18 protein-coding genes are annotated in these 18,986 nt (G+C 63.0%); 3 read left to right on the forward strand and 15 right to left on the reverse strand.

The window, feature by feature from the left end; all coding sequences use genetic code 11:
- Positions 1 to 26 precede the first annotated feature (26 nt).
- Both AWB81_RS27190 and AWB81_RS27195 read right to left on the reverse strand, forming a co-directional pair.
- On the reverse strand, positions 27 to 1,802 hold the full coding sequence (locus AWB81_RS27190) for a SulP family inorganic anion transporter (protein WP_062639646.1): 1,776 nt from the start codon (positions 1,800 to 1,802) through the stop codon (positions 27 to 29).
- 140 nt (positions 1,803 to 1,942) lie between these two features.
- Positions 1,943 to 3,481, reverse strand: a complete 1,539-nt coding sequence (locus tag AWB81_RS27195) for a methyl-accepting chemotaxis protein (RefSeq protein WP_062639629.1) — start codon at positions 3,479 to 3,481, stop codon at positions 1,943 to 1,945.
- A gap of 196 nt (positions 3,482 to 3,677) precedes the next feature.
- Here AWB81_RS27195 and AWB81_RS27200 point away from each other — a divergent pair, with 196 nt between their 5' ends.
- The gene (locus AWB81_RS27200) at positions 3,678 to 4,124 is read left to right on the forward strand and encodes an SRPBCC family protein (protein ID WP_062639630.1); all 447 of its coding nucleotides are present in this window, start codon (positions 3,678 to 3,680) and stop codon (positions 4,122 to 4,124) included.
- Positions 4,125 to 4,213: 89 nt separating this feature from the next.
- Here AWB81_RS27200 and AWB81_RS27205 read toward each other — a convergent pair whose 3' ends face one another.
- The 13 genes from AWB81_RS27205 to AWB81_RS27265 form a co-directional block, all read right to left on the reverse strand.
- A complete protein-coding gene (locus AWB81_RS27205; RefSeq protein WP_062639631.1) occupies positions 4,214 to 4,552 on the reverse strand; it encodes a Rieske (2Fe-2S) protein in 339 nt (112 codons plus the stop codon).
- Positions 4,549 to 5,388, reverse strand: coding sequence for an intradiol ring-cleavage dioxygenase (locus AWB81_RS27210; protein ID WP_062639632.1), 840 nt, complete (start codon positions 5,386 to 5,388; stop codon positions 4,549 to 4,551). Before AWB81_RS27210 ends, AWB81_RS27205 begins: the two co-directional genes overlap by 4 nt.
- 9 nt (positions 5,389 to 5,397) lie before the next feature.
- Positions 5,398 to 6,480, reverse strand: a complete 1,083-nt coding sequence (locus AWB81_RS27215) for a branched-chain amino acid ABC transporter permease (RefSeq protein WP_087135227.1) — start codon at positions 6,478 to 6,480, stop codon at positions 5,398 to 5,400.
- A 21-nt stretch (positions 6,481 to 6,501) separates the two neighbouring features.
- Positions 6,502 to 7,368, reverse strand: coding sequence for a branched-chain amino acid ABC transporter permease (locus AWB81_RS27220; protein ID WP_062639633.1), 867 nt, complete (start codon positions 7,366 to 7,368; stop codon positions 6,502 to 6,504).
- Positions 7,365 to 8,072: an ABC transporter ATP-binding protein gene (locus AWB81_RS27225; RefSeq protein WP_062639634.1), complete on the reverse strand. Its 708-nt coding sequence runs from the start codon at positions 8,070 to 8,072 to the stop codon at positions 7,365 to 7,367. The genes AWB81_RS27220 and AWB81_RS27225 overlap by 4 nt, the downstream gene beginning before the upstream one ends.
- A gap of 2 nt (positions 8,073 to 8,074) precedes the next feature.
- On the reverse strand, positions 8,075 to 8,797 hold the full coding sequence (locus AWB81_RS27230) for an ABC transporter ATP-binding protein (RefSeq protein WP_062639635.1): 723 nt from the start codon (positions 8,795 to 8,797) through the stop codon (positions 8,075 to 8,077).
- Between the two features lie 16 nt (positions 8,798 to 8,813).
- Positions 8,814 to 10,115 carry an ABC transporter substrate-binding protein gene (locus AWB81_RS27235; protein WP_062639636.1) on the reverse strand — a complete coding sequence of 434 codons (1,302 nt, stop codon included), beginning with the start codon at positions 10,113 to 10,115 and terminating at the stop codon, positions 8,814 to 8,816.
- A gap of 47 nt (positions 10,116 to 10,162) precedes the next feature.
- On the reverse strand, positions 10,163 to 11,221 hold the full coding sequence (locus AWB81_RS27240) for a maleylacetate reductase (protein WP_062639637.1): 1,059 nt from the start codon (positions 11,219 to 11,221) through the stop codon (positions 10,163 to 10,165).
- A 4-nt stretch (positions 11,222 to 11,225) separates the two neighbouring features.
- Positions 11,226 to 12,689: an aldehyde dehydrogenase family protein gene (locus AWB81_RS27245; RefSeq protein ID WP_062639638.1), complete on the reverse strand. Its 1,464-nt coding sequence runs from the start codon at positions 12,687 to 12,689 to the stop codon at positions 11,226 to 11,228.
- A 90-nt stretch (positions 12,690 to 12,779) separates the two neighbouring features.
- A complete protein-coding gene (locus tag AWB81_RS27250; protein WP_062639639.1) occupies positions 12,780 to 13,775 on the reverse strand; it encodes a hypothetical protein in 996 nt (331 codons plus the stop codon).
- 42 nt (positions 13,776 to 13,817) lie between these two features.
- A complete protein-coding gene (locus AWB81_RS27255) occupies positions 13,818 to 14,309 on the reverse strand; it encodes a cupin domain-containing protein (RefSeq protein WP_062639640.1) in 492 nt (163 codons plus the stop codon).
- A gap of 164 nt (positions 14,310 to 14,473) precedes the next feature.
- Positions 14,474 to 15,439 (reverse strand): LysR family transcriptional regulator, encoded by a 966-nt coding sequence (locus AWB81_RS27260; protein ID WP_062639641.1) that lies wholly within the window; start codon positions 15,437 to 15,439, stop codon positions 14,474 to 14,476.
- 228 nt (positions 15,440 to 15,667) lie between these two features.
- The gene (locus AWB81_RS27265; protein WP_374730518.1) at positions 15,668 to 16,708 is read right to left on the reverse strand and encodes a LacI family DNA-binding transcriptional regulator; all 1,041 of its coding nucleotides are present in this window, start codon (positions 16,706 to 16,708) and stop codon (positions 15,668 to 15,670) included.
- A 113-nt stretch (positions 16,709 to 16,821) separates the two neighbouring features.
- Here AWB81_RS27265 and AWB81_RS27270 point away from each other — a divergent pair, with 113 nt between their 5' ends.
- Both AWB81_RS27270 and AWB81_RS27275 read left to right on the forward strand, forming a co-directional pair.
- Positions 16,822 to 18,015: a phytanoyl-CoA dioxygenase family protein gene (locus AWB81_RS27270; RefSeq protein WP_062639643.1), complete on the forward strand. Its 1,194-nt coding sequence runs from the start codon at positions 16,822 to 16,824 to the stop codon at positions 18,013 to 18,015.
- A 73-nt stretch (positions 18,016 to 18,088) separates the two neighbouring features.
- Positions 18,089 to 18,751, forward strand: coding sequence for a DUF2278 family protein (locus tag AWB81_RS27275; RefSeq protein WP_062639644.1), 663 nt, complete (start codon positions 18,089 to 18,091; stop codon positions 18,749 to 18,751).
- Positions 18,752 to 18,986: the final 235 nt, after the last annotated feature.

Here is an 18,986-nt window from a genome sequence, read left to right on the forward strand (position 1 = left end):
GAATCCGCACGCCCGATGCGTGCCTCTCACGTCTCGCGCGACGGCGCCGGACCGGCATCGCCGCGATGCTCGCTGGCTCCATGATTGCCGAGGTGGTCTTCGACCGCGCTGCCTATCGTCGGATGGAATTGCGCGTCGCCGAGAATGTCCATCAGTTCGAAGCGCCTGAGCTTGTCGCGCACGGGGTCCTTGAGCTCGGCGAAGTGCAACTCGATGCCGCGCGCGCTCAGCTTGCGGATCAACTCGCGAAGCATATCGGCCGATGTCACGTCCACGCTCGTCACCGGCTCTGCAGCCACGACGACTCTGCGCACGCTTGTCGGCGATTCCTGGATGGCCTGTGATAGACGCTCCTGAAACAACTCTGCGTTGGCGAAGAAGAGCGGTGCGTCCCAGCGGAACAGCACGAGTCCGGAAATCCGTTCGGCTTGCGGATGCCGCTCCAGGTCGTGGTAGCCGCGCAAGTCGGGAACGCGCCCGAGAATCGCGGAATGCGGTCTCCAGCCATCCCACAGAAATTCAGTGATCGCGATCCCCACCGCAAGGCAGATACCGGGGATGGCGCCGAAGACAGCGACGCCCGCCGTGCACGCGATCGATAGCCAGAACTCCCATTGCTGGATGCGGAAAATGCGCCTGAGATCGTTGATCTCGAAGAGCCCGATGGCTGCGGCAATGACCACCGCGGCGAGCGTGCTGGTGGGCAGATAACGCAGCAGGTTCGGCGCCGCCAGCAGCAGCGCCGCGACCGCCACGGCACCTACCACGCCCGTCAACTGCGTCTTGGCACCTGCGGCTTCCGCGACGGGAGTGCGGGAGGAACTGCTGCTGATCGGGAAGCCGTGAAAAAGCCCCGCCGCAAGGTTGGCGGCCCCCAGTCCGATCATCTCCTGGTTCGGATCGACCCGGCTGTTGGTGCGCGCAGCGAAGGTTCGCGACAGCACGCTGGTATCGGCGAAAGCGATGAGCGCGACCGCACTGCCGCCGAGGACGATCTTCGCCAGGTCAGCGCCGCTTGCCCACGGCAGCGCGAACGCGGGCAGTCCCTGCGGAATCTTGCCGAGCACCTTGACGCCAACACTGTCGAGGCCGAATACGCTGACGCACACTGTCGCCAGCACGACCGCGATGAGAATCCCCGGAAGCTTTTCGAAACGTTTCAGGAACAGGATGAGCACGAGGCTTCCCGCGCCTACCGCGAAGCTGGTCCAGTTGGCCTTGCCCGCGGCGATGGCCTGCGCAAGGTTGACGAGATCGCGGAGCGGCCCTTGCTCCTCGATGGAGACGGCGAACAGCTTGGGCAACTGGCTGATCAGCACCGCGAGCGCAATGCCGTTCATGTAGCCGTAGCGGATCGGCTTCGAAAGCAGTTCGGTGATGAAGCCCAGTCGCAAGATCCCCATCACGATGCAGACCACGCCGGAGACGATGGCCATCATGCTGGCGACCGCGATTGCGCGAGAGGGATCGCCGGCGGCGAGTTGCGCAACCACCGCCAATATGGGTGCAGCGAGCGCGGAGTCGGGGCCGAGCACCAATATGCGGCTGGGCCCGAATATCGCATAGGCGAGCAGCGGAACGATCGTCGCGTACAGGCCGCATACCCCGGGAACGCCCGACGCCTCCGCGTAAGCGATGCCGACCGGCACCAGCATCGTGGTCAGCACGAGGCCCGCGGCCAGATCCTTCGGCAGCCAGCTTGCCTGATACCCCTTGATGACCTGAACAACGGGCAGCGAGCGAAGCCATCGATGCGCGCGTCGTGGGTCGTGCTCCGAGTCAACGGGAGTGTCGGTCCGCATGGTTCGCACCTTCAGCCAGTCGGGAGGCATGGATGGTGACAGTATGCTCCCGACGCTGCAGTCTTGACGATACTTGCTGACTGTCGTGATCGGCGGTGTGGTGCCCGTCGCGGCGGACCGATACTCTCGAACCCTCGCGATCAGGCCTCGACCCGGAAGACCTTAACTGTATCGCGCAGGCGTTCGGCTTGTTCGTCGAGCGATGCGGCGGCGGCCGCCGCTTCTTCAACGAGCGCGGCGTTCTGCTGAGTGACATCGTCCATTTCGGTCACCGCGCGGTTCACCTGTTCGATGCCGGTGCTCTGCTCGATCGATGCCGCCGCGATCTCGCTCATGATCTCGCTTACGCGGCGTATGGACTGCACGATTTCGCGCATCCGCTCGCCCGCGACGGCGACCTGGTCCGTGCCGTCATCGACCTTCGTCACCGAGGAGCCGACCAGTTCCTTGATGTCCTTCGCCGCTGTAGCGCTGCGCTGGGCGAGCGTGCGCACTTCGCCCGCAACGACCGCAAAGCCGCGGCCTTCCTCGCCTGCTCGGGCGGCTTCCACCGCGGCATTCAACGCAAGGATGTTGGTCTGGAATGCGATGCCCTCGATCACGCCAATAATGTCTCCGATGCGCCGCGATTCGTCGGAGATGGTGCGCATCGTGCCGACGACCTGCTGCACCGCTTCGCCGCCGCGCTCGGTGGCCTGCGAAGCAAGCTGCGCGAGGTGACTCGCCTGGCGCGCGTTGTCGGCATTCTGTTTGACCGTTGAGGTGAGCTGCTCCATGCTCGCGGCCGTTTCCTGCAACGCGGCAGCCTGTTCCTCGGTGCGCTGCGAAAGATCGGTGTTGCCCTGCGCGATCTGACTGGATCCAGAAGCGATCGATTCGTTCGACTGCTGGATGTCGGAGACGAGCACGCGCAGCTTCATCTTCATCTGGCTCAGTGCATACAGCAGGCTCGAGCGATCGGAAGGCGCGAGCTTCACCTCGGCGGCGAGGTTTCCCTCGGCGATCTGCGCTGCGAACGCTGCGGCGTCTGCGGGTTCGCCGCCGAGTGCGCGTCGCACGCTGCGGGCCATGAAGAACGCCAGCGCACCGACTGCGGCGAGAATGGCGAGCGAGATGGCGAGGAGCGTTGTCGCGAGTTTCCAGAAGGTAGCGTTGATGTCGTCGTAAAAGAAGCCGGTGCCGATCCACCAGCCCCATTCCGGAATGGCGACGACGCCCTGGAGCTTCGCTTCCAGCGGCGCGTCCTGCGCGCGCTTAATGAGCACGTCGACAAGCGCGACGTGATTGTTGGCAAGTCCATGCTTGTAGGCTTCTGTATCGGTCATGCCGCTGGTGGTGCGGTTGCCGCTCGTTTTCGTGCCGACGAGGCTCGTGTTCGGGTGGACGAGGTTGATGCTGTCCGTGTTGGTGGCCCAGTAGTAGCTCTTCTTGTCTGCGTTAAGCTGGCTGAGCGCCTGCTTTGCAGCGTTTTGCGCCTGTTCCTGGGTCATCTGTCCGGAGGCTTCGAGGCCGCGATAATATTGGACGAGGTGCTCCGCCTTCGTAAGAAGGTTCACGATCTGGCCGCGACGGCTTTCGACGAGCGAAGTATCGAGCGAATAGAGCGTCGTCGCGACGACGCTGGCCACGCCGATCAGCGCCGTGGCAACGAGAATGAGCAGTTTCGTGGAAATCTTCATGCTGGCCCGCAGGTGATATTGGTTTAACTACTTGGTCCAAATATCGGCAGATTTCCTGAGGCTTTATAAAAATGAACGAACGTTCGCAGACGAACGTCCGGCAAAGGGTTTTCCCTGATCCCGCCCATGTCGATATTGACGACGCTGCGTCGTCGTAAGGGTGTGACCAACTTCTCCCGTGAACGGACAACTCACCATGACTACCGGAACCATCCATCTCCAACGCGTTTTGCGCGCTCCGCCGGAACGCATCTACCGCGCCTTTCTCGAATCCGATGCGATCGCGAAATGGCTTCCTCCGTACGGATTCACCTGTCAGGTCCACCACTTGGACGCCCGTGTTGGCGGCACTCACAAGATGTCCTTTCGCAACTTCAGCACGGGCCACAGCCACTCGTTCGGCGGCGAGTACATCGAGCTGGTGCCGTTCGAGAAGCTTCGCTACACGGACCGATTCGACGACCCGAACCTGCCCGGCGAAATGCACGTCACCGTGTCGTTGCGGCAGGTGTCCTGCGGAACCGAGCTCACAATTGTGCAAGAGGGCGTACCCGAGGTCATTCCCGTGGAGATGTGCTACCTCGGCTGGCAGGAGTCACTGGTTCAGCTGGCAAGGCTGGTCGAGCCTGCCATCCCTGACTGACGGGCTCGGCCGTCGCCAATGCCGGCTGAGTATCCGCAGGCCGCTGCAACTCGCTTGCCTGAGGGCGATCCAGCAGGGCGATTCCGCGATCAACCCTTGCCCGCGTCATCGATGAATACGTTTCTGCCCTCTATTCGGATCGGAACCGATGTGAGGCTCGCGCCGAGACAAGGCCCATCGATGCACGCGCCGTCCTCGAAGCGGAACATCGCACTGTGATGGGCGCACATCAAGAGTTGACCGTCGTATGTCCAGAACGTGTTCGGTTCGTAATTCAACGGAATCGAGAAGTGCGGACATACGTTGCGATACGCCCAGGCATCGTCGCCGCGACGCAGGACCAGGATCGACGCCGATGCTTCGAGGCCGCCGCTATCGGGTATGTCGTCGAGCGAGCAAAGTGCCGCGTCGTCGGAGCAACCGTTCACGTGCGCTCCTTTTCGATCAGAACAAAGTCGCGCTCGACGTCGAAGAACCGTTCCCGGCCCTCTTTCGGCACATAGTCGACGACGAGCGACGACTTCACGCCAAACACGGCATCAGAATCGACATACGGATCGTCCGACGAAAACAGCGCTGTCGTGAGGGTTTCGTATCCGTGCGCCTCGATTTTGAAGTGAACATGCGCGGGCCGCATCGGATGACGGCCGGTCGCAATGAGCATCCGGCCGACGGGACCGTCAGTCGGAATCGGATAGCTCGTCGGCTTCAGCGAGCGAAACGCATACTCACCGGCGGCATTCGAACGGAACCGGCCTCGCAGGTTGCCCTCGGGCTGATCCGGGTCCTGTCCTTCATACATGCCGTTCGCGGCTGTCTGCCAGACCTCGATGAGCGCGCTGGCAACCGGCGTTCCATTCGCATCGACCACGCGGCCGTGGAAGAGTGCAGGCTCGCCCTCGGTCTGGGCGATGTCGGCACCGAACTCCGCCTCCCTGACGCCATCCCGGTAGAACGGGCCGAGCAGGCTGCTCTCCGTCGAAGCTTCTTCGTGACGCTGGTTGATCGCGTCGAGCACGATCGACAAGCCGAGGGTGTCTGACAGCAGGATGAACTCCTGCCGGATTCCGTCGCATTTCCTTCCGGTAGCGGTCAGGAACTCGATGCCATGGCGCCACTCCTCGTGCGTGAGGCGCACTTCACGCGCGAAGTCGTGCAAGTGGCGCACCAGCGCGGTAATGATTTCCTTCGTTCGCGGATCAGGGCAAGCACTGAACGAATCCGTCACGGTTGCAGTGAGCGTGTCGCTGGTCAGGTCTTTCATGGTGATGCCTCATGGGTGCGGTGCAGAAGAAGCTGTACGTGTAGCGTGAACCGGGTCGGGAACCTGGACGCGCGAGGATGACGGCGCGTCGTCGAGAAACACGACGTGTCTCGCAACCGGGAAAAGCTGCCAGCCAAATCGTCGCGACGCGTAGCCCCAGATGCCTTGGGGGAAAAACATCGTGACTACGATCGCAAGCGCGCCCAGACCGATCAGATACCAGGTGCCGAAGTCCGACAAGAACTTGTTCAACAGAAAGAAGATCAGCGCGCCGATGATCGGACCTTCGAGTGTCCCGAGTCCGCCGATCATTACGATGAAGATTGCGAACGCGGTCCAGTTCACGGAGAACGCAGCATCGGGCGAGATGCGCAGGTTGCCGACGAAATAGAGGCCGCCCGCGAGCGCCGTGCCAGCCGCCGACACCAGATAGACCACGAGTCGCGCACGCCTGACATCGACACCCTGGCTGTTCGCCGCAATCGCATTGTCGCGCATCGCGGTGAGGGCGAGCCCGCGCCTGGAGCGCAAGAACACGTAGAGCAGGCCGATGGCCGCGGCTACGATCGCGAGCGCCGTCCATAGCGTAAGCGATTCGCGCAATGCGCGCGGGACGCCCTGAAACGCCGTGAGACTCGTGCCCGATCCGCCGCCCAGCCACGCTACGTTCGCCACCGAGAGCCTCAACACTTCCGCGATTACCCATGTGCCGATCGCGAAATAGCCGCCTTCCAGCCGGAACGCCACGAGCGAGACCGGCACGGCGATCACCGCTGCAATGACGGCGCCTATCGGTACCGCGACGAATGGCGAGATGCCGCCATAGTTGGCGAGCATCAGCATCGCATATCCGCCTATGCCGAAGTACGCCTGCTGGCCGATCGAGACCATTCCGCCGTACCCCGCAAGCAGGTTCCACATCAGGGCAAAGACGAGATAGGCTGCGATCTGCGTAAAGTCGCGCAACGTGTCGCGCCCGGCCCAATAAGGGAGGCTCGCCACGAAGACGGCCGCAAGCAGAAGGACGAGCACGGCCGCCTTGCTCGCGGGTGTCGCACGCCGCACCTCGAAGCCTCGTTCGCGCATGTTCATGTCGGTCTCCTCGATAAAGCGTCAAGCGGTCTTGGGGAAGAAGCCCTGCGGCCGCACGGTCAGCACGGCGAGGAACAGCACGTGTCCGAGCCAGATGCCCCAGCCGGGGTCGAAATAGAAGCCGATCTGCTGCGCGATGCCCAGCGCAATGCCGCCCGCGAAGGTGCCCCAGAACGAACCCATGCCGCCGATGATCACGGCTTCGAACGCATACAGGAGCAGCGCGGGGCCATCGGAAGGAGACACCGCGGTGCGCATGCCATAGAGTGTTGCGGCGAGCGCGATCAGCACGAACGCGATGCTCATCGCGAGTGCAAAGGTGCGTCGGGGAGAGACGCCCATCAACTGCACGATCTCGCGATCGTCGGATGTCGCCCGAAAGGCACGGCCAAGCGGCGTGCGGCCAAAAAGCCATTGCAGCGCAAGCGTCGCCGCGATCGCGACGGCGAGCGTGAGCAAGGGCAGAAGCCCGAGCGCAACGCCGCCAGGCAACGCGAAGCTCATCGATTCGAAGCCGCCTGTGGAGAGCGAGCGCGGGTCCGCCGAGAAGACTTCCTGCAGCAGGTTCTGAATGACGATCGACAGCCCGAACGTGACGACGAGCGAGGGCAGAGGATCGCGTCCGCTCACGCGATTGAGCACCGCGAACTGCACGGCATATCCCGCGCCGAAGGCGATGACGACGAGCACCGGGATGGCGATCCACAACGGCACATGCGCCCAGTTCGTCAGGGCGAAGAGCACGAACACGAGCAACACGATGAAGTCGCCATGCGCTGTATTGGTCAGGCGCATCACGCCGAATACGAGCGACTGGCCCATCGCGAAGAGCGCATACAACGCACCGAGCAGCACCCCCTGCAGCACGATATTGACGATCGAAGTCATGAGGCCACTCCAAAATAGGCTTGTGTGATGGCTTCGTCGGAGACCTCGGCGGACGCGCCGGAGAGCGAGACGCGGCCCTCCTGAAAGCAGTAGAAACGCGACGAAACCTTGCGTGCAAGCTGCACGTCCTGTTCGACTACGATTGCGCTCATGCCATCGGCCACGATCGAAGGCAGCGCCGCGTAGATCTCGCGCACGATGACGGGCGCAAGCCCAAGCGACAACTCGTCGCACATGATGAGATCCGGGTTGCTCATCAATGCACGGCCGAGCGCGACCATCTGCTGCTGGCCGCCCGAGAGCGCCGTTGCCGGATGGCGCCGGCGTTCCTCGAGCACAGGGAAGAGTTCGTAGACCGTGCTCAGGTTCCAGCCGCCCGGCCGTTCGCAATAGCCTCCGAGCAACAGGTTCTCTTCGACGGAGAGACTTGCGAAGAGCCTGCGTCCTTCGGGCACGAGCGCGATGCCCTTGCCGACGATGGCCGCGGCCGGCATGCCGCCGATTGCTTCGCCCTTGTAGAGAACCTGTTCCGGGCGCGTGCGCAGCAGGCCCGCGAGCGTCTTGAGGAAAGTGGACTTGCCGGCGCCGTTCGATCCGATCAGCGCGATCACTTCGCCGCTATTCACCGTCACATCGACACCGAACAGCGCCTGAAAGTCGCCATAGAACGCGCTGAGTGCGCGCGTTTCGAGAATTGCCGCCATGCTCACGCCTCCAGACCGAGATAAACGCGCCTGACCTCCGGGTCTGCCATCACAGCGGCGGGCGATCCTTCCGCGAGACGCCTGCCGAAATGAATGACAAGCAGCCGGTCGGCGACGGCAAGCAACGCATGAACGACGTGCTCGATCCACACGATCGTCACGCCGTGCTCTTTGACACGTTTGATTTCGTCGACGAGTTCATGAGTTTCCGGCTCCGTGAGGCCGCCCGCGATCTCATCCAGAAGCAGCAGCTTGGGACGCGTCGCCAGCGCGCGCGCCAGTTCCAGACGCTTGCGGTCCAGCAGCGTCAGCGTTCCGGCAAGCTGATTCGCGCGGCGCTTGAGGCCGGTGCGTTCCAGCACGTCGATGCAGACTTCACATGCCGCGTGTTCTGCAAGCGCGCCCCCGAACGTCGCACCGACCAGCAGGTTCTCGAATACCGTCAGGCCCGCGAAAGGACGCGGCACCTGATACGAGCGCCCGATACCGGCGACGCATCGCCGGTGCGGAGCAAGCGCGCCAATATCGTTGCCGTCGAAGTGGATCGCGCCGGTGTCAGGACGCACGTCGCCGCTCACGAGGTTGAAAAGCGTGGTCTTGCCCGCGCCGTTGGGTCCGAGGATGCCGTAGGTTTCGCCTCGTTCGATCTCGAAGCTGATGTCGTCGGTGACCTTCAGCGCGCCGTAGCTCTTCGAGACGTTCGCCAGTGTCAGAACGCTGCTCATCGCGTAGTCTCCGTTGTCAGCCGATCAGTTTCAGCGGGCCTGTGAGCGGCACGCCGGGAGCGAGTTGATTGTTCACGATCGCGAGATCGAAACGATGCGCCTGTCCCGCCTGCGCCTTCACCCACTGGCCGCCGACGAGCGGTGTCTTTGCAACGTTCTTCACCGGACCGCTGCCCCACGCCACGTGCCCGACGACGGTATCGAGCCTGGTCGATGCGAGCGCGTCACGAATCGCTTCGTTGGAGTCGATATCCTTCGTGCGCTTCAACGTATCGGCGGCGATTTCGAAGAGCGCGTGTGCGAACCCGACAGGCTGCGTCCACTGTTTCGACATGGCCTTTTCGTAGGCATCAGCAAGCTGTCGCGCGGACTGTCCGGTCAACGATGACTTGAACGGATGCGACGGCGACCACCACACTTCGGTCGAGAGTCCGTCGCCGAGATCGCCGAGCGCTTCGATCGAGGTTGGGAAGAGCAGTGCCTTGCCGATGGAGATGACTTTCGGCCGGAAGCCTTGCTGGCGCGCCTGGACGAGAAAGTTCTTGGCATCGGGCGGAATCACCACGCCCGTCACGATCTGCGAGCCGCCTTGCTTGAACGCGGAAATCTGTGCGGAAAAGTCCTGCGTCATCGACTGGAAGCGCCCGGGGTCTTTCAGCGTGAAGCCTTTTTGCGTGAGCACCGGCGGGAATCCGAGCTTGCTGTCGCCCCATGCGTTGCCGTCGCCGTCGTTGGGGAAGAGGCCGCCGACCGCCTTGTTGGTCTGCACCGACTGCCACATGCCGGTGTAGACGGCGATCACGTCTTCGAGGCCCCAGAAGAAGTGATACGTATAGTTGAAGCCCTTTTTCGGATCGCCTTTTCTACCGAAGAACCACGGCTGCCAGGGAACGACCGTGGACACGCACGGCATCTCGTTCACTTCGCATGCATCGCTGACGGGGTTGGCCGTTTCCGGCGTGCCGGAGACGAGCATGATGTCGACCTTGTCTTTCAGGATCAGGTCGTTCGCCACTTCGCCTGCGCGGTTCGGATTCGACTGGCTGTCCTTCACGAGCACCGATACCGGATACTGCTTGCCGCCGATCGTGATGCCGCTTTTCAGCGCCGCCTGCATCTGCTGGATCGTGAAACGGTCGGCTTCGCCGAAGAGCGCGAGCGGACCCGTTTGCGGCGATACGTAACCTATTTTCAGGGTGCGCGGACCCGCGGCGTTCGCGATACGCGCAAGCATCGGCGAGCTGCCGACGAGCGCGGCGCTCGCCGCCGCCGCCTTCACGAATTTACGGCGAGCGCCGTCGATGGATCTGTCGTCCATGAATGTCTCCTTCAGTCTCTTTATGTGTTTGGCTGCGTCGCCTGCGCTCAATGGGGAGCGCGTCCTTCGTAGGCCGCTTCGAGCAATGCCCGCAATGGCTCGCGTTCGAGCGGGCGCGGATTCCCATAAGGATTCTTCAACGCGATGTTCAATGCGATATCGATGTCGCTTGCCTTGAAGCCGATGTCCTTCAGCGCAGTAGGCGCGCCGTTGCTACGTGCCAGCTCGAATGCACCTTGCGCGGCATCGGTCGTACCGAGTGCGCGTGCGATACGCTTCATCGCTTGCGGTGCGGCATCGCGGTTGTAGGCGAGCGCATGTGGCAGCACGATCGTGTGCGTCTCTGCGTGCGGGAGGTTGAACGTTCCGCCGAGCGTGTGACACAGCTTGTGATGCAGCGCCATGCCGACACTGCCGAGTACCGCGCCGCACAGCCAGGCGCCATAGAGACAGTCGCTGCGGGCATCGATGTCGTCCGGACGCGCGGTGACCTTCCCGATACCTTGAGCAAGCGCTCGAATGCCTTCCTCCGCCATCAGGCTGACGACCGGATTCGCGTCTTCCGCATAGAGGCCTTCGGCTGCATGAGCAATCGCGTTGATGCCGCTCGTGACCGATAGCGATGCGGGCAGCGATACCGTCAAGGCCGGATCGTAGATCACGGTCCTCGGCAAGACGCGGATGTCGCGGCCGGTCTTCTTCAGCCCCGCTTCCGTCAGACCGTAGATCGGCGTCATTTCGGAACCGGCGTACGTGGTCGGCACGGCGAGGATCGGCAGCGACGAGCTCAACGCAATCGCCTTGCCGAGACCTGTCGTCGAGCCGCCGCCGATCGCCACGGCGCAGTCGGCGCCAACCTGCTGCGCGTATTCGCGGGCTTCGCGCGCGATCTCGACCGGCACGTGCATCACGGCCTTGGCGAACACGCCTGCGACGCGCGGACCGAGCCGCGCGGCAAGCGCCTCGGCCTGCTCGCGCTGTTGGGGCGTCGAGAGCACGATCGCGCGCTTCGCGCCCAGCAGCTCGATCTCGCGCTCGAGGTGTTCGATGCTGCCCGCACCGAACACCACGCGCGACGGCATGCCTTGATAGATGAACGGGTCCATGGCTTCAGCGCGGATAGTAGGGCGGAATCTTGGCGTCGACGTTGACCCAGATTGACTTCGGCTGGGTGTATTCGCGCATCACTTCGAAGCCCATCTCGCGGCCATAGCCGCTCGCGCCGACACCGCCGAACGGCGAAGCCGGGCTGACGCGCTTGTAGCAGTTGATCCACACCATGCCGCTTCGCAACTGGCGCGCGAACAGATGCGCGCGTTGCAGGTCGCGTGTCCACAAGCCCGCACCCAGGCCGTATTCCGTGCCGTTCGCGATGGCCAGCGCCTCTTCATCGCTGCCGAACGTGCTGACCGTGACGAACGGGCCGAATACTTCCTCTTGCGCGACGCGATCGGTGGGCTTCGCCGCGACGATCGTAGGCTCGACATAGAACCCCTTTGCAAGCGCAGCATCGCCGGGCGCCTTGCCGCCGGATATCACATGCCCGCCTTGTTCGCGCGCGACATTGACATACGACAGCACGCGATCCCGATGCATCTGCGAAGTGAGTGGACCCATCTCCGTTGTGGGATCGAGCGGATCGCCGATCCTGATCGAGCGGGCAAGCGAAGTGAAACGTTCAAGCAGTTCATCGGCGACGGACTCATGCACGATCAGCCGCGACGCCGCAATGCACGCTTGCCCCTGATTGTGGAAGATGCCGAATGCAGAGCCCTGCACGACCTCGTCGAGGTTCGCATCGGCGAAGACGACGTTCGCACCCTTGCCGCCGAGTTCGAGCTGCACCTTCTTCAGATTGCCGCTCGACGCCTGCACGATCTTGCGTCCCACCGCCGTCGATCCCGTGAACGCGACCTTGCTGATCTGCGGGTGCTCCGCGATGTATTGCCCCGCCACTGCCCCGAGTCCCGGCAGCACGTTCACGACCCCCGCAGGAAAGCCGACCTCCGCCATCAATTCGGCGATCGCGAGACTGGAAAGCGGCGTGAGTTCCGCGGGCTTCATCACGACGCAATTACCGGCGGCAAGCGCGGGCGCCATCTTCCAGCTCGTGAACATCAGCGGGAAATTCCACGGCACCACTTGCCCGACGATGCCGACGGGCTCGCGCGTCATATAGTTCAGAAAGCCTGCCTCGACCGGGATCACCGAGCCTTCGATCTTGTCGGCCATGCCGCCGAAGTAGCGGAACGTCGCTGCCGTGCGCGGCACGTCGAGGTTGCGCGTGTCGCGGATCGGATGGCCCGTGTCGAGCGATTCGAGGCGCGCGAGTTCGTCCGCGTTCGCTTCGATCGCGTCGGCGAGCTTGAGTAGGAGCCGACCGCGGTCCGCTGCAGCCATGTTGCTCCATGCCGGAAATGCGGCCTTCGCCGCATCGACCGCGCGATCGATATCGGCGCGTCCGGCCATCGATACATGAGCGATCACCGAATTGTCGTGCGGGTTGAGACTGGCAAGCGTTTCGCCGCTCAGGGCGGGAACGAAGCGGCCGTCGATGAAGAGTTGCGTTTGCATGTCGGTCGTGCCTGAAGGGTTCTTGGGCAAAAGCGTCCCCCGCGACGCCGGCTCGCGGCGTCGTCATTTCGATACGGGGGCAGGAAGGGTTTAGAGCGGCACCGGATAAGGCGCGAGTTCACCGCTCTCGTAGCGCTTCGGGAGATCGGGGGTCGCGTTCTCCCAGACGAGCAGCATCGAACGCTTCTGCGAGTAACCCTTGTGGCGAATGTCGGCGGGCATCGCGGCGATGTCGCCAGCGTTCATCGTGATGCGCGCACGCGGCTCGCCGCTGTCCTTGTCGGCGACATCCCAGATGATCTGGTCGGAGAGCTGCAGGAACCATTCGACGCGATCGTTGCCATGAAAGACCGGCAACACGAACTCTTCTGTCGTCGGGCAGAACAGGCTCTGTTTGCACACCGATGTCACCGACGGATTCCACGTCACGTCCGAGCGCGACAGATACTTGAACAGACTGAACGCGTGCAACTGGCCTTCGAAGCCGGGCGCAGCGTGAACTTCGGGCTCGTCCTGATCGACGTCGGCGAACTGCCGGTTGACAGGAAGATCGTCGCGCAGCGGGGAGTCGCCTGCGAGGCCCGGCATGCGCTTCGTCGCGATACGCGTGCGGTCGATGGCGGCGATGTTGTCGCCGTGCTTCGCGCCGAATGCGGAGCCGGTTTCTTCCGGTGCCGCGAACGGGTCGAAGCCTTCGTTGACCCAGTCCTTCAGGATCGCCTTGAAGGTCGCCATGATCACGGGCGTCTCGAACTGCTGCGTGTAGTCGATGCCCGCGTTCCTGAAGCTCGCGTTATAGGCGCCGGCATACATGTCCACGCGGCCGTAGTGATTGCGCGTGCCGATCACTTCATCGAAGTTGACCCAGCCGTAAAAGAAGCCCCACGCGACGTCGCGCATCATCGCGCGCAGGAAGTCGTCGGCGTGCATCTGGTGCGAACGGCTTTCTCCGTTCGACGGCCATTTCACCGTGGCGAAGTAAGCGTCGCGGCTGAACTCGAATTCGCCGAGCCTGAATGTGCGGTAGCCGGTGACCTTGTCCGGGTCGGTCGCGACGACGTTCTGAAGCAGGGTTGATTGATCCATGATGTGCTCCGGGAAGGTATGCGGGGTTCGTGTGCGTCGTCGTTACTGGATGCAGATGTCGGCCCACTTCTCGACCGACTCCGGTCCGAGGATCGTCTGCACGAGCAGCACGCCTGTCTTGCGTGCGTCGAAGCGATACGCGGCACCCGCGGGCAGCAGCGCCTGATGACCCCGGCGAAGGCGCACGAAGCCCATCGACTGCCCCGACGGCTCGCCATCCAGACGCACGGTTCCTTCCGTTTGCTCGCCAGCCAGCGGACCATCGGACGGCTTGATGAAATGCACGTCGATCTCGCCGTCGAGCGCGACCGCGAATTCGTCATGCGATGCGGTGTACCAGGGCGATGTTCCTTCCGCGCGCAGCGTCTCGATCACGTACTTGAGGTTTTTCCCGACGACGACCTTCTCGTACGGTGCGGACTGGGTCGCGACCTCGAACACGTTCGACATCGCGTAATGTCCGGCTTTGCCCTTGATGATTTCGATCGAGCCCTTGCGGTAGTTGCCAAGGCTGCCGAGATAGGTCTCTTGCATGTCAGTCTCCATTGCTCCGTTGATCTTCGTGAACGTGCTGCCTTGGAACGAAGATTAGGGCCGCCTGTGCGGCAAGGCAATGGATCGAGGGTCGCGTTTCGCGAACACTGCGTGCTCGATTTTGACGCTAGGGAAACTACTGATGCGGTGTCTTCAGGGAGCTTTTATGCGTCGCCGAGCTCTTCGTCGACGTCGCGGGCTTCGTCATCGGAGGGCGCGATGCCGAGCGTCTTGTCCCACTGCGGCTCGCGCAGATACCGCTCGCGCAGGAAATCGACGAAAGCCTTTACCTTGGTCGTCGAGCGGTGCGAGGCGGGGTACACCGCCGAGAGCCACAACGGCGGCGCTGCGTACTCGGGCAGCACGCGCACGAGCCGGTGTTCGAGCAGATCGGCGGCGGCGACCATCGTGGGCAAATAGGCGACGCCCGCTCCGGCGCGCGCGAACTCCAGCAGCAGATGCACGCTGTTGGTCTTGAGCACCGGATTGAGTGCGATTTCGTAGCACTCGTTGCCCTTCATGAGCGGCCACTTGTCGCCCCACGGGTAGTGCGAATAGCGCGCGAAATCGTGCCGCACGAGATCGAGCGGCGTTTCGATGACCGGCTCTTCCTTGAGGTAGGCGGGCGCCGCGCACAGCACGCCGCGCACCGGAAAGAGCTTGCGCTCGACGAGCAGGTTCGATGCGGGCGGGTAGATCTGCAGCGCGAGATCGAGCCCTTCCTGAACCGGATCGATCACCCGGTCGTTGACGGTCACGACGAACTCGATGCGCGGATGCGCTTCCCGAAACGCGATCAGCGCTTCGGAGAAGTGGCCGAGAGCGAAGCCCGGCAGGACATGAACGTTGAGCGTGCCAGAGAGCGACTGCGTCTCGGCGCTCTGTCGTCCTGACAGGTCGTGCACCTTGTTCACAAGCTGCACGCACTCGCGATAGTAGGTTTCGCCGGCTTCGGACAGGCGCACGGCACGCGTCGAGCGATGGAAGAGCGCCACGCCGAAATGCTCTTCGAGCTGCTTCACCCGCGATGTGACCACGGATTTCGCGACGCCGAGCTGTCGTGCCGCGCTCGCAAAACTTTGCGCTTCTGCCGCGCGCACGAACGCCTCCATCGACATGAAGATGTCCACGCTGTCTCCTGTTCAGCCAGTCTTGGCGTTATTCAGATGCTCGGGGACCTTGAACGTTCTGCTGCCGGTGCACGCTGGCAGGCAGGCTTGGAGCTTCAAGGTGAGCATGGATGGATAGCATAGCCGCAGATGGGCCGGTGCAGCAATTGAGAGACCTCTGCTCAACCGTCGACGGCAGATGGCCGTGTGGTGACCGACGACTGATCGAAGCGGCCACTCCGGTGACGCTCAGGGCGGACAAGCTCGTCGGCCGAATCGCTGTTCGACGGATTGCGGAATGTTCGTCGGGGTGATGACGACCACCGACGACGAGGACCCGACAGCCGACGCCGGCAGCAGCTTGTGAAAGTGCATGATGTAATGGCACGCGGTTCGCATGTCCTGCCGCAAGTCGTGGTGCAACACGGCACTGAGCTTTCCGTCGTGCAGTAACTCGACATTGTCCCGATCCAGGTCGTGTCCGATGAAGCACTTCGGTGACTGTCCTATCGACTTGAGCGCGCGCAGAATCGCGACATTTCCCCCGCCCATCGAATACACCGCGACGATTTTCCGGCCCGAACCGACGGCTCGCCTTACTCGCTCCTCGGTCTGGGCGTCGAGACCGTGACCGCCGCTCGCGTCAACCAGCCTCAGCTTCGGATACCGCCGACGCAATTCATCGCGAAAGCTGTTTTCGCGCTCCTCCTCGCCTCTGAAGCGCTCGTTACTCATCGTGATGAGGACGTCACCGTCCCGGCGCGCGAGCCATTGACTAATGAGGTAAGCGGCTGTCGCGCCTGCCATCCGGTTGTCGAGACCCGCGTAGGCAATGCGAACGGACTGCGGAATGTCCGTGAAAATGGTGATCACGGGGACACCACGTTGCTGAAGCTGCGCGATAGCTTCGGCAACCTCGGGGACGTCGCGCGCCTTGAGCAAAACTCCGTGGCTACCTCTTCGGCCAATTGCTTCCAGTGCGTCCACGACGTCCGCCGTCGTCATCGTGTCCTGCATCAGAAAGCGCGGCCGAAAGATGGCGGGATGCAGGCCCGGCAGTTCCGCCTCCAGCGCTTCACGTATTTCGTCGGAGAACCGGCGCGGCGCTTCGACGACGACATCGACAATGAGCTTGCGCCCGCTTGTCGCCAGCTGGAACTGCTGCTTCTCGAGTTCCTTTATCGCGTGCTGCACGCGCTGGCGCGTCTGCTCACGGACGTGTTCCCGCCCGTTCAGCACGCGATCGACCGTGGCGAGCCCAAGCCCCGCCTGAAGGGCGATTTCCTTCATGAGAAACCGATGAGCCACGCGACTGACCCGATTTGAGGTGTCTTTGATGTTTTTATGGTAACGCAAGCGCCCAGTGGAGGGCTATTGTTGGAACAAGAACAGAAGGAGACACCATGAACGCCAATGAACCCCGATCCGGCGCCCGGATACGCACCTGGTACCGGGAACAGGACTGTTCGCTGCGGGAATTCGTCGCTGCACTTGACCCCGGTGCGGACGACGACGCTCTGCGGTTTGCCACGAACACCGTCGACCATGTTCCGGTGTACGACTGCCGCGAGCTTGGTGCCGTCCTCGAAGATGCATCGCGGCGCGCGGACCTGCAGGCCGAGTGGGCAAACGTACTGAACGCGGGCGCGGGAGTGCTGGTGTTGAAGCGGGTGTACGCCGACAAGACACCGGTTGATGCAGCGACAGCGGTCTTCGAGTCAATTATCCGCGAGGAGCACGAAGCCGGGAGCGCGGCTGCGGACCATTTCGCCAAGGCAGGCGCGAATGACCGGATCTGGAATGCGCAGGAAAAGCTTTGCCTGCGTGCCCCCTCGGTGTTCGCCAGCTACTTCGCAAGTCCAGTACTTGTTGCGGTAGCTGAAGCGTGGTTAGGTCCGCACTTCCAGGTGACATCGCAGGTCAACGTCGTGCGCCCCGGCGGTCAGGCGCAACAGGCGCACCGGGACTACCACCTTGGATTTCAAACCGTAGCGCAAGCCGAGCGTTATCCGGCGCACGTTCATGCGATGTCTCCCTTTCTCACGCTACAGGGGGCAATTGCTCACAGCGACATGCCGGTGGAAAGCGGACCCACGAAGCTTCTGCCTTTCTCGCAGCGATATGCCGAAGGCTACCTCGCATGGCGCCGGCAGGACTTCCGCGACTACTTCGAGACGCACTACGTCCAATTGCCGCTCGAAAAAGGCGATGCGCTCTTCTTCAACCCTGCGCTGTTCCATGCCGCCGGCGAGAACCGCACGGCGTCCGTTCATCGCATGGCCAACCTCCTGCAGATTTCCTCGGCCTACGGTCGTGCCATGGAGTCGCTGAACCGCACGAAGATGTGCGAGGTACTTCATCCGGTCCTGCTCGACCGAATGCAGACGAAAAGCATCACGCATGAAGGTGCCGACGCGGTCATCGCGTCGTCTGCCGAAGGCTATCCGTTTCCGACGAACCTGGACAAGGACCCGCCGCAGGGCGGCCTTGCACCCGAGAGTCAGCAGGGCCTGTTCCGCCGGGCGCTGGCGGAGTCGTGGAGTGCAGACAGTTTCGTCGCCGCAGTTCGCAAGCAGGCCGGGCGGCGCGAGGCATAAGGCGATCCGGAACGCCGGTCAGCGAATCGCGTTATCCTGCTCGCTCCTTGCGCACGCAACGAAGGAGCATCGGATGGCGCTCGCCTACGGTTTCGTCAAGGCCCGCATCGTTTCGCCGCCCGTGCTGAAGGCGACTCGCCGACAGCATGAAACGCAGTATCACCAGCACTTCGGTGTGCTCGTCGATGGCGCGCAATGGGACGTCGCGGTCAACGTCGGCACCAACGACGACGACGACCTGCTGAAGTACAAGCTCGTCTACGACTTCCGCCATCCGATCGTCCAGACGCTCGGGCAGATGAGCGCCGGATCGCATCCGCTGACGGGCAGCGCCGCGTTGCCCGCGATCGACTTCATCCGCAGCGACATCCTCTCGGCGACCGGCAACTGGCGCAACAGCGACGTGATGGACGGCTCGGAATTCCCGGAGCCTGCGGCGTCGCTGAATCGCCTGTTGCTTCGCGCCCAGCAGCATCAGTCCGACGTGTACGTGTTCGGGCGCTTCTACGCCGAAGGCAACGGCATCCACGACACGCACATGAACCAGGGCTCGACGGGCAGCTTCATCCACCGTCCGGGCGACGACTCCAACGATCACAACGACATCTGGCAGGACGGCTGTCTCTTCGCCGATCTCGGCGAACCCGAATGGGCCGCGTATTTCGCCGCGTTCAACAAGCAACTCGTGCCGACCGACGATCTCGGCAACCCGCTACCCAACGCGCAGCCGATCTGATCGCGCTGCGACGGGCTGAAAGCGCAAACGGCGCGACGGCCAGTGGGTGCCGCCGAAGCGCGCCCGGCGTGCGGCAGGTGCGTCCGTCCGCAAAACCCGCGCACATAAAAATCTATGAATTAATAAGGACCTCCGAGCCGGCGGGGCTATGGCGACGTTATGTCACGATAGTCTTCCCACCACCAGGCGAAGGAGAGCGACATGGACAGGATTGCCCGTATCGGTGTTGATCTGG

The sequence above is a fragment of the Caballeronia arationis genome (assembly GCF_001544975.2).
Taxonomy (GTDB): Bacteria; Pseudomonadota; Gammaproteobacteria; order Burkholderiales; family Burkholderiaceae; genus Caballeronia; species Caballeronia arationis.